Source organism: Paracoccus zhejiangensis, assembly GCF_002847445.1.
Classification (GTDB): Bacteria; Pseudomonadota; Alphaproteobacteria; order Rhodobacterales; family Rhodobacteraceae; genus Paracoccus; species Paracoccus zhejiangensis.
Genome location: NZ_CP025430.1, coordinates 1,719,056 through 1,734,931 on the forward strand (window position 1 = coordinate 1,719,056; position 15,876 = coordinate 1,734,931).

Annotated in this window: 12 protein-coding genes; 4 read left to right on the forward strand and 8 right to left on the reverse strand. The window is 68.0% G+C overall.

What is annotated here, in order from left to right:
- Genes CX676_RS08480 through plsY form a run of 3 tightly spaced genes read left to right on the forward strand, consistent with a single transcriptional unit; the run spans window position 1 to window position 2,401 of the window.
- Window positions 1-564, forward strand: coding sequence for a hypothetical protein (locus tag CX676_RS08480; protein ID WP_232816625.1), 564 nt, complete (start codon window positions 1-3; stop codon window positions 562-564).
- Entirely contained in the window at window positions 561-1,820 is a 1,260-nt protein-coding gene (gene pyrC / locus CX676_RS08485) for a dihydroorotase (RefSeq protein WP_101752223.1), read from the forward strand. The genes CX676_RS08480 and pyrC overlap by 4 nt, the downstream gene beginning before the upstream one ends.
- Window positions 1,817-2,401 (forward strand): glycerol-3-phosphate 1-O-acyltransferase PlsY, encoded by a 585-nt coding sequence (plsY, locus tag CX676_RS08490; RefSeq protein WP_101752224.1) that lies wholly within the window; start codon window positions 1,817-1,819, stop codon window positions 2,399-2,401. The genes pyrC and plsY overlap by 4 nt, the downstream gene beginning before the upstream one ends.
- An 89-nt stretch (window positions 2,402-2,490) precedes the next feature.
- Here plsY and CX676_RS08495 read toward each other — a convergent pair whose 3' ends face one another.
- On the reverse strand, window positions 2,491-3,054 hold the full coding sequence (locus CX676_RS08495; protein ID WP_157935882.1) for an acyl-homoserine-lactone synthase: 564 nt from the start codon (window positions 3,052-3,054) through the stop codon (window positions 2,491-2,493).
- Between the two features lie 100 nt (window positions 3,055-3,154).
- Window positions 3,155-3,376 carry a hypothetical protein gene (locus CX676_RS22520; RefSeq protein ID WP_232816626.1) on the reverse strand — a complete coding sequence of 74 codons (222 nt, stop codon included), beginning with the start codon at window positions 3,374-3,376 and terminating at the stop codon, window positions 3,155-3,157.
- A gap of 161 nt (window positions 3,377-3,537) precedes the next feature.
- On the opposite strand from CX676_RS22520, the gene CX676_RS08500 reads away from it, so the two are divergent.
- The gene (locus CX676_RS08500; protein WP_101752226.1) at window positions 3,538-4,158 is read left to right on the forward strand and encodes a helix-turn-helix transcriptional regulator; all 621 of its coding nucleotides are present in this window, start codon (window positions 3,538-3,540) and stop codon (window positions 4,156-4,158) included.
- Window positions 4,159-4,167: 9 nt separating this feature from the next.
- Here the strand turns inward: CX676_RS08500 and CX676_RS08505 are convergent, their stop codons facing one another.
- Genes CX676_RS08505 through CX676_RS08530 form a run of 6 tightly spaced genes read right to left on the reverse strand, consistent with a single transcriptional unit; the run spans window position 4,168 to window position 15,876 of the window.
- Entirely contained in the window at window positions 4,168-4,704 is a 537-nt protein-coding gene (locus CX676_RS08505; protein ID WP_101752227.1) for a hypothetical protein, read from the reverse strand.
- A 15-nt stretch (window positions 4,705-4,719) separates the two neighbouring features.
- A complete protein-coding gene (locus CX676_RS08510; RefSeq protein ID WP_101752228.1) occupies window positions 4,720-8,067 on the reverse strand; it encodes a DUF6519 domain-containing protein in 3,348 nt (1,115 codons plus the stop codon).
- 18 nt (window positions 8,068-8,085) lie between these two features.
- Window positions 8,086-10,218, reverse strand: coding sequence for a hypothetical protein (locus CX676_RS08515; RefSeq protein WP_101752229.1), 2,133 nt, complete (start codon window positions 10,216-10,218; stop codon window positions 8,086-8,088).
- Complete coding sequence (locus CX676_RS08520) at window positions 10,215-12,998, reverse strand: baseplate J/gp47 family protein (RefSeq protein ID WP_101752230.1); 2,784 nt, start codon at window positions 12,996-12,998, stop codon at window positions 10,215-10,217. Before CX676_RS08520 ends, CX676_RS08515 begins: the two co-directional genes overlap by 4 nt.
- Window positions 12,995-15,517, reverse strand: coding sequence for a putative baseplate assembly protein (locus CX676_RS08525; RefSeq protein WP_101752231.1), 2,523 nt, complete (start codon window positions 15,515-15,517; stop codon window positions 12,995-12,997). Before CX676_RS08525 ends, CX676_RS08520 begins: the two co-directional genes overlap by 4 nt.
- Window positions 15,514-15,876: a GPW/gp25 family protein gene (locus CX676_RS08530; RefSeq protein WP_101752232.1), complete on the reverse strand. Its 363-nt coding sequence runs from the start codon at window positions 15,874-15,876 to the stop codon at window positions 15,514-15,516. Before CX676_RS08530 ends, CX676_RS08525 begins: the two co-directional genes overlap by 4 nt.

Here is a 15,876-nt window from a genome sequence, read left to right on the forward strand (position 1 = left end):
TTGCCGGGCGACAGTTTCGCCGTGAACGAACCCATCCTCTGGCGCTGGTCCGCCGACGGCCAGCATGATCGTACGCCGCCGGTCCGCCGGGAACTCTTCAGCTGGACACATCTCGCCGTCTTGCTGGCGATCGCGGGATTTGCGGTCTGGCTGAATTACGGCTCGGATTACTGCCTCGAGCGGCGCTGCCGCGGAGGCGGGTTCTGGGCCGGATTGGCCGTTGTCACGATATTCCTGGCGGTGATGAAATTGTTCGGCTTCGGCAATCACCCCCTTGTCCGTGACCTGCTGTCGGGTTTGAACGACAACAGGTTCAACTCCTATCGCAGCTACCTGCTGACCCCGACCCGGCTGCTGCGCCTCGATTGGGATGGATCGATCGAGTCTTTCTCGCTGCGTGAAGGTCCCATGGTGATCCAATACGGCAATCTGCGCATCGAGCCGCCGCAGGCACGTGGCAGGACCCTGATCCGCAAGATTCCCGAGACGGTGCAGCGAGAGCTTTTCGCCGCCATCCAGACCGCAAGGACCATGCGCACCGGGCAAACAGAGGTACCCAGATGATCCACTTCCAGAATGCCCGCCTGATCGACCCCGAGGCACAATCTGACGCCAGCGGCTCGCTGACCGTTGAGGAGGGCCGGATCGTCGCCCGCGACGGCGAGGCCCCGGCGGGGGCCACCGTCATCGACTGCAACGGCCGGGCGCTGGCGCCGGGGATCGTCGACTGGGGCGTCAAGATCGGCGAGCCGGGCGAGCGGCACAAGGAGAGCTTTCGCAGCGCCGGGCTGGCGGCTGCGGCGGGCGGGGTGACGACGATGATCGTGCGGCCCGACACGCTGCCGCCGATCGACACGCCCGAGGACCTGGAATTCGTCGCCCGCCGCGCCTCGGCAGCGCCGGTGAACATCCGCCACATGGCCGCCCTGACCAAGGGCCGCGAGGGGCGCGAGATGGTCGAGATCGGCTTCCTGACCGATGCCGGTGCCGTGGCCTTTACCGATGGCGTGCGGGTCGTGGGTGACAGCAAGCTTCTGGGGCGCTGCATGAGCTATGCCAAGGGCGTCGGCGCGCTGATCGTCGGCCATCCGCAGGATCCGAGCCTGTCCAAGGGCGCGGCGGCGACCAGCGGCAAGTTCGCCTCGCTCTATGGCATCCCCGCCGTCTCGCCCATGGCCGAGGTGATGGGGCTCGATCGCGATCTGGCGCTGGTGGCGATGACCGGCTGCCGCTGGCATGCCGACCAGATCACCACGGCGGCGGCCCTGCCCGCCCTGCGCCGGGCGCGGGCCGCCGGGCTCGATGTGACCGCCGGCACCTCGATCCACCACCTGACGCTGAACGAATTCGACGTGGGTGATTACCGCACCTTCTTCCGCTTCACCCCGCCGCTCCGGTCCGAGGATGACCGGCTGGCCATGGTCGAGGCCGTGGCCGAGGGCGAGATCGACGTGATCGCCAGCTTCCACACGCCGCAGGACGAGGAAAGCAAGCGCCTGCCCTTCGAGGTCGCGGCCCCCGGCGCGGTGGGCCTGCAGACGCTGCTGCCGGCGGCGATGCGGCTTTACCATCAGGGCGGGCTGGCGCTGCCGGAACTGTGGCGCGCCATGTCGCTGAACCCGGCGCGGCGGCTGGGGCTGGAGGCCGGACGGCTGGCTGTCGGCGCGCCCGCCGATCTGGTGCTGTTCGACCCGGATGCGCCCTTCGTGCTGGACCGTTTCGCGCTTCTTTCGAAATCGAAGAATACCCCCTTTGACGGCGCCCGGATGCAGGGCAAGGTGCTCGGCACCTGGGTGGCAGGCGAAAGGGTCTTTGGATGAGCATTCTGATCTGGGCGGTGCTGGGCTATCTGCTGGGGTCCGTGCCCTTCGGGCTGGTCATCACCCGCGCCCTTGGCTTTGGCGACCTGCGCCAGATCGGCTCGGGCAATATCGGCGCAACCAATGTGCTGCGCACCGGCAACAAGCCGGCGGCGCTGGCGACGCTGCTGCTGGATGCCGGCAAGGGCGCCATCGCTGTGCTGTTGGCGCGCCATTTCGCCGGCGAGAGCGCCGCGCTGGTCGCGGGCGCGGCGGCCTTTCTGGGCCATTGCTTCCCGGTCTGGCTGGGCTTCAACGGCGGTAAGGGCATGGCCACCTTCCTTGGCACGCTGATCGCGCTTGACTGGCGGGTGGGGCTGATGTGCTGCGCCACCTGGGCCCTGGTGGCGCTGATCGCCCGGATCAGCTCGCTCTCGGCGCTGATCTCGGCGGCGATGGCGCCGGTCTATGCCTGGGCTCTGGGGAAACCGCAGCTGATGGCCGCGGCGCTGTTCATGACGGTGCTGATCTTCATCCGCCACAAGGCCAATATCGCGCGCCTGCTGGACGGAACCGAGCCCCGCATCGGCGCCAAGAAATAGCCCGCCCGGTAAGGGGCGGGCCTAAACTCGGCACAAACCAGATAGGATAGGCGCGAGGCCGACAGGGCCGCGCATGGATCATGGCCCCGTCAGGAGACCGGGACAGGCCTCAGTCGCGTCTCGGCCAGATGCGGATGAACCGGGGTCGCCAGCGGACGCACCGGCACCTCGATCACCTGGAAGCGGCCATCGGCATTGCCGCAGACCGGCCCCAGCGGCTGTGCCGGCCAGCTGAGCCGGCGGGCCATGCGCAGGAAGGCGGGCGAGCCGAGGAACAGGCAGGTCGTCGCCCCCTCGCTCAGCAGGAACAGGTTCACCTCTTCCAGCACCCGCTCGGTCAGCGATTTCGGACCGTTCACGATCATCCGCGTCAGCTCCCAGGTCCGCGAATCGGACGGCGGTACCTCGTCGCACAGATCGTCCGGCAGGCCCGGCAGATGACCCAGGCAGGCATCGCGGATCATGTAGGAATAGCGCAGGCTGCCATGCCCGCTGTAATGGTCGGTCCGGCGCAACCGCGCCCCGCCGATGACCTCGTCGCCCTCGAGACAAATCACATAAGTCGTGTCGAGCGAATCATATTGCTCGAATTCGACATCATCGGCATAAAAGAGCGGCCATTCCAGCCGATCGACAAATACCTGTTTTCGCAATTTCAGATAGTCATGAACCAAATGCCAGGATGAAATATCATCCGGGATTCTGACGATCTTGACGCTATATTCAGGAGAAAGGCCTGGGTTCTGTTTCCATTCAATTGGGAAGTGTTTCTCGAGCAGCATGATTGGGCATTTCCTTGGTTGCACCGATAAATAGCCGCACACCCTCTGCCGTAACCGCCCATACGCCCCATTCTCGAAGCTCTATGGTGACGGGATTATCGCTTTCGCGAACCTCGAACATCAAAAGCAGGTTCCTGACCATGTCGATGGTAAAGTCTGCTTTCGCGACTAGCGGCAAATAGCCAACGGTCACCCTGTCAGATATGGATTCCATAACACCCCCAATGGTCCGCGCTTTCGTTGCGGTAAATTGACCGTATCCCATACAATTTGCAATTGACAGACACCTGTCTGATTAGCCAGTCTCATTGGCCAGACACCACGGGTTGCGGCCCGCAAGAACGGTATTGGAAGATGTTGGAAGCGATTATCCCGAACCACGAGCAGGAACTTGCCGAGATCGCCCTGCTCGCGCCATCGGGCTATTTCATGGGTTTCGGTTTGCGATTCGGTCGCCCAGACCTGATCATCAACCGCTATCCGGCGAAATGGACGCAGAAGTACGAAGAGGACAACTACTTCTTCCGCGACCCGCTGGCGATCTGGACGATGGCGCGGATCGGCAAGACCCGCTGGTCCGAGGTCAGCATCCCCGATCCCTTCGACGTGATGAGCGAGGCGGCGAAATACGGGCTGCGCTATGGCGCGACCTTCGTGGCCAAGGTCGACCGCAAGCGGTCCTTCATGTCCATGGCCCGTCCCGACCGTGAATTCACCGATGCCGAGATGGCGATGCTGGGGGTCAAGCTGGACCTCTGGGCGCATCTTTTCGCCCGCAGCCATGTCGCGCTGTCCGAGAAGGAAATCGAGGCGCTTCGGCTGATGCGCGACGGGCTGACCCATGCCGAGGCCAGCGAGAAGCTGGATATCAGTGTCTCGGCGCTGAAGCTGCGGCTGTCCGGGGCGCAGAAGAAGCTGGGCAGCCGCAACACCATGACGGCGGTGGTCAAGGCGGTGCGCGACGGGCTGATCTGAGCGCGGGCCTCAGCCCCGGCGCATCAGCGCATCAAGCTGCTTCAGCCCTTCCAGCGCGCCCGAGACCGCCGCCTTCAGCCGTTCGGCGGTCTCGCCCTCCTCGGCCTCCTCGCGGGCCAGCCGGGCCTTGGCGGCGGACATGAATTCCGTCACTTGCGGCAGGGCCTTGCGCGCCTCGGCCACGAAGGCGCGGTCCCCCAGCCGCTCCTGCGTCTCGCGGCGGGTCAGCGCGGCGCGGTGCAGCGCGTCGTCGATCCGGCTTTGCAACGCCTCGAGCCGCGCCGCCATCTCGCCGGTGAGCCCCTCGCCCGAAACCTCTGCCTCGGCCTTGGGGCCAAGTCGCTTCAGCCCTCGAACCGCCGGCACCAGGATGCTGGCACCCGAGGCGAAACCCTCGGCTGTCGCCAGCCTTGGATTGGCGGCCAGAAGCTGCGCCTCGGCCCGGCGCAGCAGATCAGGCGTGGCCCCTTCGGGGATCTCGTAAACCCGCTTGACCAGGGTGGCGATGGTGCGTTCGCGGCCCAGCTTTGCGATGCGTGTCGACATGGCACGTTCCTTTCCTCAGACCTTGATGTTCAGCGCGTCGAAGGGCGGTTTCAGCCCGTTCGGGCGCAGTTCGACCATGGACGAGACGATATTGCCGACCGGGGTGGCGGCACCGGTGCGTCCGGTCAGGATGTGCAGCGAGATCTTGTCCGAGACATGGGTGACGGTGTTCCCCTGCGCCGAGACGCGCGGCGCGGCCAGCATCACCACCTCGCGCAGCCCGCTCTGCGACTGCAACTCGCACTGGTTGCCGGCGAAGGACAGCGCGCCGTGCGGCTCGACCATCGACACGATCGCCCCGGTTACCTGCTGGCCACAGCGCATCTGATTGGCGCTGGCCGAGACTTGCCCCGCGCGCACCGGCTGGAAGACGGCGAAATGGCTGGCGGAGGCCGCCCAGCTGTTGCCCGCGACATTGACATAGGCATAGTCGCCCCCGCCCGCCTGCGGCAGCGCGCCGGGAAAGCCGTTGGCCGCCACGCCGGGATCGCCCCGGTCAAGATCGGCATCCTCGATCAGCTGGCCCACGCGGATCGCACGCCAGTCCGACCGGCCCTCACCCTGTTCGGCATCGCCGAAGATCCGGTTCCCCCCCAGCACCAGCCCCAGATAGGGCGCCATGCCGAGGATGCCGACCGCCCGGCTTTCCACCTGCCCACCGCCGATCTCGGACAGAACATTCGAGCCGATATCGACGCTTCCGACGCCTTGCACCCCGATGCCCAGATGAATCTGACCATTGCCACCGGCATTGCCGACCGTTCGGACCGAATTGCCGACCACCTGCGCGGTCTCGACCGAGGTGAGGCCGATGCCGATGGCGCTCGCGCCGGTATTCAACCCGATCCGCTGGATGGAATTGTTGTCCACCGCCAGATGCCGCACGGTCGCCGCCGGATCCGTGACGATGCCCGCCTGTCCGGTGTCGCGGATCATGTTGCGCTTGATGAAAAGGGTGTCATGCGCGCCCGCGATCCGGATGCCCGCCCCGGCAAGGTCGAAGATGGTATTGCCGATGATCTGCCCCGACGTGCGGATCTGCGGCAGGATGTTGGGCGTCAGGATGATGCCGTCCCCCGCCTCATCCCCGCCCGAGATCTCGCAATCGGTGACCCGCATGGTCCCGGCGGAAAGGCTGATCGCCGTGGCATCCGCGATCACCGTCGAGGCGTCGATGGACAGCCCCGCCGCCGGAAGCTCGACCCAGTTGACCCGAACGCCGCTGCCCCGCGACAGCACCAGATTGCGCGAGAGGATCGCGCTGGCCAGATTCAGCGCGGCGCGGTCGATCAGCACGCCAGCACGCGCGCCGAAAAGGATCGAGTCCAGCACCCGCAACTCGGCAAAGGCGGCGAAGGGCGGCGGGTCGTCGGTCTCGCGCAGGAACGAGGAGCGCGAGCCAAGCGCATGGGGCGCGATGACAAGGCATTCCTCGATCTTGCAGCCGATCTGCATCCCGTCCAGCGCGATGCCAAAGGCAAAGCTGTCCTCGGGGTTCGGCCCGATGACCAGCACGGCGAGCCGGCGCAGCGCCAGCAGCGCGCAGTTCTGCGCCGCGATGCCATGCACCGGCACCCCGCCATCCGCTGGCACCGCGAAGACGGTGAACCGCTCGAGCTGGATGTCCACCGAGCCGGTCACCTGAATGGCTCCGCCCGCCCCCTGATAGAGAAGCTGGGTGCCCAGCCCCTGCCCCTGCAGCGTGATCGCCCGTCGGCCGATGATCCGCACCGGCTCGGCCAGCCGGTATTGCCCGGCCTCGAGGCAGACCGTGCCGCCATTACCGCCCACCTGATCGATGGCCTGCTGGATGGTCAGCGCGCCGGAGTTATGGCTCTCGGCAGTGACGCAGACGGTGCAGGCGCAGCACTCGTCCCCGCCCTGCATCAGCGGCGGCCAGAGGGTGCGGCAGTCGAGCACCTGCCCCCCTGCGCCCGTGGCGGCGGGGCGGATCATCGCCAGTCTCGCGTGATGGCGCTGCACCCCCTCGGGCGGGGCGGCGCGCAGGATCTCGATCTGGGTGCCGGCGGTGCGGGCGGCAAAGCGCCAGTGATCCATCGCCCGGAATCGCCCCGGCCCGGCGGCGGTCGAGAAGCTGACGGTGATGCCGCTCTCCAGCACCAGCACGGTCCCGGCAGGCGGCACCGGGATCAGCCCATTGGATCCGGCAGCGTCCAGATCGACCCATTGCGTGCCATTGGCGCGCCGGATGATGCCCTGCTGATCCCATCGGATCAGCCTTGTATGCCGCGCCGCCAGCGTGTCCTCGCCCACGCCCCCCGGCCGCAGATCGGCGGCGATGGTGGTTTCAAAGCTGATCTCGCGCGTCTCGGCATCGACCTCGGCCACGCGCAGCATCTGGCCGGAGAGGTGGTTGAACTCGCGGCGGTCGTCGGTCAGCTCGACCCAGTCGCCGGGCGCGAAGCGCAGCACCTGATCGCGCCCGATCCGGCTGACCGTCAGGCTTTCGCCATCACCGGCGATGGCCTTGACCGCAGCCCGGACCGAGGCATTCTCGCGGCTGAACTTGAAGCCCCAGCTGGTCTGCGCGGCGGGATCGCCATTGGCGTTCAGCGGGGCATGGATCTCGATCCGGTACAGCTGGTTTTCCAGACCGGTATAGCCATCGGTCGGCGGCACCAGGCAGGGGTTTTCCGGCTCGTCGATATCGATGGTCGCCGTGGTCAGCCGCGCGGTCGAGGGCGCGGTGATCGCGACCCAGCCCGGCAGCTCGCCCCCCGGCGTCTGGCAGGTCGCATTGGCGCCCACATTCGGCAGCACCCGCACCTGCCAGACGGTCTGCCAGCGGGTCGTGCTGTCCAGCCCCCCCAGCGCCGGCTCCAGAAGCGCCGGGTTTTCGGTCGGCGTCACCTCGCGGTTCCAGACCGCCAGATAGACCAGATGCGGCCCCCCGCCCTGCGGCAGGGGCGTCGGCGTCGGCCAGAAGGGTTGTTCGAGATAGTTGGTCAGATCGCCGGCGGCGGGCGAGATCATTTCGTCCAGCACACCCTCGGCCCGGCCCGCTTCGATTCGCCCGCGATCAAAGACCGGCGCCGGACGGGCCGGATCGCTGCCATCGAAATCGGCGGTTCCGAAATGTTCGGCCAGCAGCCCGTCGACATAGATCCGGCCCCGCCCGAACTGCATTCCGCCGGGCGTCAGCGAGATTTCGAACGCCTGTTCTGTTTCGCGCGGCACCACGGCGCGGCCGATGATGTCGACCGTCTCGGCCCGGATGCGGCGCTCGAAAATGGCGACCATCTCGTTCCAGTCGCTGTCCAGAACCGCGCGACCCTGCTGCAGGAAAACGCCGGCAAAGCTGCGCAGCGCGTCGAAACTGTCCCGGCTATAGTCGCCACTCATCGGCTCACTCCTTCACTGTCATGTCTCGAAGAAGATCCCGGCTTCCAGTCCGAAGCGCAGGTATTCCTCAAGCCGGATCCGCAGGTTCGCCTCGCGATGCGGGGCGGCAATCAGGTGCCATGCGCCCATCTCGCCCTCGTCCGAGGCGCCCATGCGGATCTCGGCGGGCGTGGCGCGGCGCAACTGGCAGAAAGCGGGATGGGACGCGGATTGCGCCTCGAAGCCGGGGCGCAGGCTGCGGCGGATGCGGGTGCGGATCAGCGCGCGCGCCGCTGCCGGGATCGGACCGCCGGCGGCCTCCTCGGCCAAGGCAATGGCGCTGTCGATGGCCAGCTGCGGCTGGCAGCGATAGCGGCGGGGGGTGATCGAGCCCTCGGGGACGAAGGAGAACCGCATGCAGCCCTGCTGGCGCCGGATGGCGCGGATGGGCGGGCTTCCGTCGGTGGTGCGGGCCTGCAGGATCGAGTCCGAGACCAGCGGGAAGCTGCGCGCGAGGATGCGGCCCAGCACGGTCGAGGCGATGATGGTCAGCGCAGCGCCCGGATCGCCCTCGCCCGCCGGTCCGGCGATGGCCAGCCCCTCGGCACTGTCGCGTGCCGGCAGGGCGGCCGCGGTGACGATGCTGTCGCGGATCGTGGCATTGGTGGTCTGGTCCAGACGCAGCGGGCCGGTGATGACCTTATCCAGCAGCAGTTCGACCCCTGTGGTCGTCACCATGAGGCTCGTCGCGCCGGGGCTGGCGGGGTCGCCCGTCGCGGTGAAGGACAGGCCGGGGATCAGCGTCAGGTGGCGCAGCGTGACCGAGGCCGGCGAGGCGCCGTCGCCATTCGGCGCAATCTCGACCGGCTGGCCGTCGATGACCAGCCCGTCAAGAATGATCCGCGCATCCTCACCACCCGACACCGCCACCGGCTGCGCGGGCCGCAGGATCGGGCGCTGGCCATTGGCGGCGCGCAGGATCAGCTCGGTCCCCGCCGTGGCGGTCAAGGTGATGTTCTCGGCAAAGATGTCCGATGTGGTGATCTCGACAATGCCGCCAAGCGGGGCTGCGGCGTCGAGGGCGCTTTGCACTGTCGGAAATTCGATCGTCGGGCAGGGAAAGATCGCCTGCCCCGGGTCAATGGTCAGGGTGGCGGCGCGATTATATTCCCCGCCGCCGATCCGGCCCGGAAAGCCCAGATGGAACGAGGCGGTGATGCGTCCGGCCTGATCGGCGGGAAAGGCGATCCGGCCCAGCATCGGGTCGACGCGGACCCGTGCGCCCGCATGGGGCGGATGGTTCCAGCCGGCTCCATCATCCGAGAGGTCACAGGCCTTGATCAGCGCCACCGGCACCGCCACGTCATCGACGAAGATCTGGAAGGCGCGGGGATACCACAGGGCTGGATCGGCATCGAGCATCCGTCTTGTGATCGCCCCCGGCACATGTTCGGGGCGCGAGATCGAACCGATCCCGGCCTCGGGCGCGGGCAGGTTCACCAGCTGCCGGTCGGCGCCGAGCGGATCGAAGCGCCAGCGCCGACTGTCCACCCGCGTCGCCGGCACGCGGGTTTGCGCCATCGGGATCAGCCGCCAGAGGAACAGGCCGATATTCGGGAAGCCGTGCCGGCCGCCGCTGGACCGGCGCGGCGGCACCTGCTGGATCGAGCGCATGTCGGCCAGTTGCGTCACCCGGTCGAACGCCCGTTCCACCGGCTCGAGCGGCAGGGGGTCGCGCAGGTCAGGGGCAAACGGGTGATCGGGCCGGACATGATTTATGCGCTGGCAGGTCGCCGTGGTCTGGAAATACTCGACCACATGGGCGGGCCAGCCGGTCACGTCGCGGGCCAGCGCCTCGAGCACCGCCGCCGTGCCCTTGCGGCGGCGATAGGCGATGGTATTGGCGACCTCGGCGCGTGTGCCGACATCGCTGCCTTCGATCTGGTAGAGCGCCCGATAGCCGACGGTCTGGCCGATATAGGGCGCGGCCCAGTCCGCACAGGTCTCGATGAAGAGGTTGTCGAGCAGCTGTTCGATGTTTTCCTCGACCACCGCCCCCTCGCGGGCCAGCACCGCCATCAGCGCGCGAAGCGGTTCGCCCTCGCCGGCATCGCGCAGCCGGTGGATGGCGGGCAGCAGGGTATACAGCGCCTCGGGCGTGATCCGGTTCATGCCATGATCTCCAGCTTGGCCAGCGGGGCGGGATCCAGTGTCAGGATCTCGGCCGGCAGCAGCCCCCCGCCCGGTCCGCTCCGCCCACCAAGCGAGACCAGCCGGTCATGGGCGATGGCGGCGGTCTGGGGCGCGGCGTTGCGGTAGAGCAGATCGACATCGATGGCCGCGACCCCGGCGACCTGATGGGCGGCCTGCGCCACCTCGCTCAGCTGGACCGATTGGGCGAAATCGCGCGCGGCGAAGGCGAAAGCGTCACGCAGATGCGCCTCGGTCGCGGCCAGAACCGTGTCGCTGTCATGGGCCGGATCGATCTTGACCCGCAGCCCCAGCCGGAAACTTGCCGGCGCATAGCTGAGCAGATCGACCGAGACCAGCGGATCGCCAAGCGCCCGGAAGGCCGCCAGCAGGTTCGCATGGGGGGCAGAGCCGGGCGGGATGGTCTTGCCGCCCTCGCCCGCCACCGTCACCACGATGCGCCTCAGATCGCCCTGCCAGATCCAGCGCGCCTCGGCCTTGGCGATGCCGGGAAAGCCCAGTGCGAAGTCGCGGTAATCGGTCAGCGACACCACCCGGCCCAAGGTCAGCGTGTGCAAGGGCGCATTGCGCCGCGCGTCGCTGGCGGTTTCGGCATCGACCCCGCCCGTCGCCGGCAGCGGATTGTCGGTTTCCTTCAGCCCCAGCGGGCGGTCCAGCGGCAGCTTCAACTGCCCGGCGCGCAGGTTCCCCGCCGCGCCAAGCCCGCGCGAATATTCGGCCTGAATATTGTCGCGGCCAGCCGGAGGACGCGCGCCCGACACCCCATCGCCGAATTCCACCACCGTTTCGCCCGTGTCGGTCAGCGAGGTCCGATAGACCCGCGCCGTTGCGCCCCGCTGGTAGAGATCGGACGCCTCGTCCCATTTCACCCCGTCGACCCTCAGGGTCAGGGTGCTGGCCACGCCGGTCTCGGTCGGGGCCTGACGCTGGCTGACCGGTGCCTGTTTCAGCAGAAATTTCTGAAACGGGCGCGCAGGATCGCCGCCGCCAAGGATTTCCACGCTGCCCTCGCCATGGGCGGCACGGGCGACATTGGCATGGATCACCACCGAAGCCCGGTCGAGCGCGGCACCCAGCGCGTCCTCGAGGATCAATGTGGAATGGCTGGCATCGCTCGCCTGCCCCTCGCGCAGCAGCACCGGGATCGCCAGCATCTCTGCATCCTCGGGGGCGGGAATGATGCGGAAGGCGGTCTCTTCGGCGATCACCCAGCCGCTGCGCCACTCGCCGTCGCGGACCGGCCAGAGGTTCGCGGGCGTGGGTCCGTCCATCAGCGTGATGCGGTCCCCGCGCAAAAGCTGCCCTATCCCGCCGTCGTCATAGCTGATGGCAAGCGTTTGCAGGACCAGTTCCAACACGGCACGCCGGCCCCGGACGATCAGCCGCCGGCCCTCAGGCAGGTCATCGACCCGGTTCGACAGCTCGATCTCGCTGCCGGTGATCCAGACCGTCTCTGGCGTCTCGGCCAGCGCGATCTCGGCGCTGCCACCATAGGCTGCGATGCCGCGATAACTGGGCAGCATCAGCGCGAGGTTCGAGCCATTGGTATCCGTGTCGACGCGCTGCGCCTTGCCCGAGATGGCGAAGGCGGCGCGGCTGTCATCGCGGGTGGCACTGATGCGGAACGGCTGGGTCACGCCGTTCGGGCTGTCGAGCACCATCCAGCCCCCCGGCAGGAAGGTCTTGTAGAGATTATCCAGATGGATGCGGGTGGTCCCCGAGAAGGCAAAGACCCAATCCCCCGGCGCCGCCGCGCTGCCGCCGATGGTCGAGGGCGAGGTGGCGATGGGCGCGTCAGCATAGCCGAAACCCGCCCGCTGGTCGGCGGTCAGCACCAGAGGATGCGGAGCGTTGAAACCGAAAAGCGCCGCCCGGTCGCGCAAGTGGTGCAGCACCAGCCCCGGCGTTGGCCCGTCAGGCCCGCTGTCGACACTGTCCAGCGCCGCGTTCCAGGTGATCCGGGTGCGGCTGCCGTCGCGTGCCGGCTCGACCCCGGTGATCCGGCGCAGGTCCCAGAGCGGGGAATCATCGTCGAACCCGGCAAAGGCAGGGTCGCCCCTTTCGCGCGAGACGAAGAGGATCACATCGCCCACCGCCAGCGACGGCAGGCCCACAACCCATGCCGCGCTGTCGCCGTTTCGCGGCAGGCGCGGACGCGAGAGGCGCGGGGTGAGGCGGTTCCAGGCGACGCGGGTGTCGAGATCGTCCATCGTCTCGAAGGTCTGCGCCACCTCCTCCGGCCCCGGCTGTGACTGCACCCGCGTCCCGGCGGGAACCAGAAGATCGGTCACATCCGGGGGGGCGCCCGGCGGGTCCTCCATCAGGATCACCAGATCGGTCTCGGCCGAGGCGCCCGGATGCAGGCGATAGCCGGTCAGCCGGCCCAGTTCCGCGACCGACAGCCGCTCGGTCGCGCTGCCCAGATAGGCCTCGTTCGCCAGCCGCTCTTGGTAGAAGGTCAGCACGTCGCAGGCCGCGGCCCAGGCATCGATCAGCGCGATCGAGAAATCATCATCCGCGCGCGTGCCCAGCCCCGCCAGCGCCGGGTGGGCCGCCGAGGCAAGGCCGGTCAGCATCGAGGACTTGAAGCTGGCATGATCGCCGACGCGGAAGGCAATCGCGGTCAGGTTCGGGCGGTTCTCGGTCGGGCGCAGCGTCGACAGCTCGGTGCCATCGCAGCAGCCGCAGCCATCCCCCAGCGGCAGGTCGGGATGGCCGATGCGGATCGGTGCCTGACTCATTTCCCGCCTCCCATCGTCACCTCGAGCGAACCGCGCTCGGGGAAGTTGCGGTCATTCTCCAACCGGGCGATCTCGAGCCTTCCAAAGGTCAGGACACCATCCTGTAGCGGCACGGTGGTGGTCGTGCCCCGGCGCCGGAACAGCGTGGCCTTGACCGAGGTGACGCCTTCGATCGCCATGACCCGCGCATAGATCGCGCTGAGATGGACCGGGGTGCCGAAGCTGAGCGCATCGGGATGAAAGAAGCCCGTCGATCCATCGGGATTGCGCGTGGCCGACAGCGCGCGCAGCACATCCTGCCGGACCTGTGTGCGGAAATGCTCGGGATGGGTGCAGACGAACAGCGCGATCTCCAGCGCGACGAAGCGCGGGGCGTCGATCTCGAGATCATAGCCGGCCATGCGCAGCCCGTTCAGATCCTCGCGCAGCTCGGCCTCGAATTCCGGCGTGACGGGCCGATTGCCGAAGCGGTCGACGGTGACGAAGACGGTGTGCCCATGGCCATTCCAGCGAAAGGTCGCGGCGGCGCGCTGCACGTCGCGGTGACGCTCGGCCATCGCCGCGTAATCGGCCTCGGTCACCGCGCGCTCCTGCCGGCGATAGGCGAAGGGGGCGGCTTGCCGCGCCGCCTCCATCCCTTCGGGATCAATGCCGCCGCTGGCCGGCAGCGGGTTGCGGATGCCGGTGATCTGGCTGAAGCCGGTCAGCACATGGGCGATGGCATCGGCACCGACATTGCCGCGCCGGCCATTGCCGACGCGATAGGTCGCGGCGAAACCGGTGCCGCTGGCCGGGCGGCGGCCGTTCTGGTCATCGCCAAAACGCAGCCGGGCGCTGCCATCGGCCTCGGTCTCGACGGTGAAATGCCGGTCCTCGGGCAGCGATTGCAACAGGTCGGGCTGAGCCGACCAAAGCTCTTGTGCGGGGGCCTGACCCGAGAGCAGCCGGACCGCAGGCTGGCGCGCGCCAAGCGACAGGTTGGTGGCGGCAAAGGCCGAAGGCGCAGCAGCATCGAAGGGGGCGACCTGACTGACCGGCCCTTCGGCAAGGCGGGGGCGATAGCGGGGCGGCACGGCGACCGGCTGGGGATGATCACAAGGGGCATCCGAGCCTTCGGGGATCAGATGCAGATGCGGCGCCGGGACGCGGCCCAGATCCTCGCCCGTCACGCTTTGCCCGTGATCGGCCAGAAGGATGTTGCCAAGCGCATGGCTGATCCCGCGCTGCAAGCCGCCGCCTGCCGCCTCGTCCAGCCGCGCCGAGAGGCAGAAGGGAAAGGGCAACGCATCCTCTTCGGCCCAACGGATCTCGGTGATGGGCGCGCCTTCCAGATCGTCGGTCAACCCGGCCTCGACCGCCGTCAACCGCAGCGCGTGACGGATCGCGGGGTTGGCATCGGCGGCGCGACCGGTTCGCGGCCCCAGACGCTCCTCGAAGATGAGCACATCGCCCACGACGAGATCGGGGATGTCCCCGGCCAGCGTCGCCCGCGTCGCGCCCTTGGGAAGGCAGCATTCCGCATCGGACCACTCGTGGAAGGCCATCGCGTTCAGCGACGGGTGCAGCGCCTTGTCGTGCAGCGCCTCGAAGACTGTGGGGCGCAGGTTCAGCGCATCGCGTTCGGCATTGCCCGACACAACCACCGGCGGAAAGCCCGGCAGCCGGGTCAGGAAGCGCGTGCCGGTTGGAACCGTGATCCCATCCACGCCGGTCGCCGCCTGAATCCAGACCCGCGCATTGGCGCCGTCATGCATCCGGTAATCGACCAGCCGCGCCAGCTTCTTTACCGAGCTGCGCAGCCTTGCCGTGGCCAGATAGGCTTCCGTCGCCACCGCGTCCTGCGCATAGGAGAGGCGATCGGCGGTATAGGCCAGCGCCTCGACCAGCGTGATGCCCAGATCGGCGGGCGAGCGTTCGCGCCAGTCGGGCATGATCTGCGCCATCCGTCCCAGCATCAGCCGTCGGAAGGACTGGTAATCCTTGGCCAGATAGCTGAGCGCGGGCGCCTCGGGCACCTCCTCGGGGCAGATCTCGGCGGGGGCGCAGTCGAAATCGGCGGGGCATTCGACCTTGAACGAGAAACTGACCTCGGACAGCACCCGGTCGATCCCCGCCGGCGGGCTGAGCGCGCCGGGCGAGGCGACCAGCCGCAGGAGATAGGGCGAGAAATCACCCGAGGAGCTTGTGCGCAGCACCAGCACCTGCGCCGGGTCGGGCAGAGTCGCCAGCCAGCCGATCAGCCCCGGCTCGGCCAGGGTGGCGTCGGGGGCATCGGCGCGGGTGACCCAAAGAAGCGTCACATCGGCGATCCGCTCGCCGCCCGAGAGTTCGAAATTGTCCAGCGTCAGCGCCGGGGCGGCATCGAGAAACCGCAGCAGCAGCGTGCGCTGCGCCGGGGTGTCCGAAGGGGCCTCGCGGTCCAGCACCTCGAGGAAATCGATGCCGTTGATCGCCATGCCCTCGCCGATCCGGGTCAGCACCCGTTCGCGGCGGCGGGGATCGCAGCTGTGATGGATCATGACCCATCCCCCAGCCGGAAGCTGGCCGAGGCCTCGGCCCCGCTCCGCAACAGGCGATAGGTGATGGTGATGAGGATGGCGGCATCCACGGCCTCGGCCCGGATCTCGGTCACCTCGATCCGCCGCCCCAGATGCTGCTGCAGCGCCGCGCGGATGACGAATTCGGTGGTCGCGGCCTGTTCGGGGCTGACTGGCGCGAACAGCAGGCGATAGATGCCGGCGCCGAAATCAGGGCGGTTCACCCGCTCGCCCGGATTGGTGAACAGGATCTGCTCGATCAGGTCGCGGATATGGTCGGCCTCGGACGTGCCCGAGGTTCGCTGGCTGCCGTCGAAATGATAGGGGAAATCAAGCTGCAT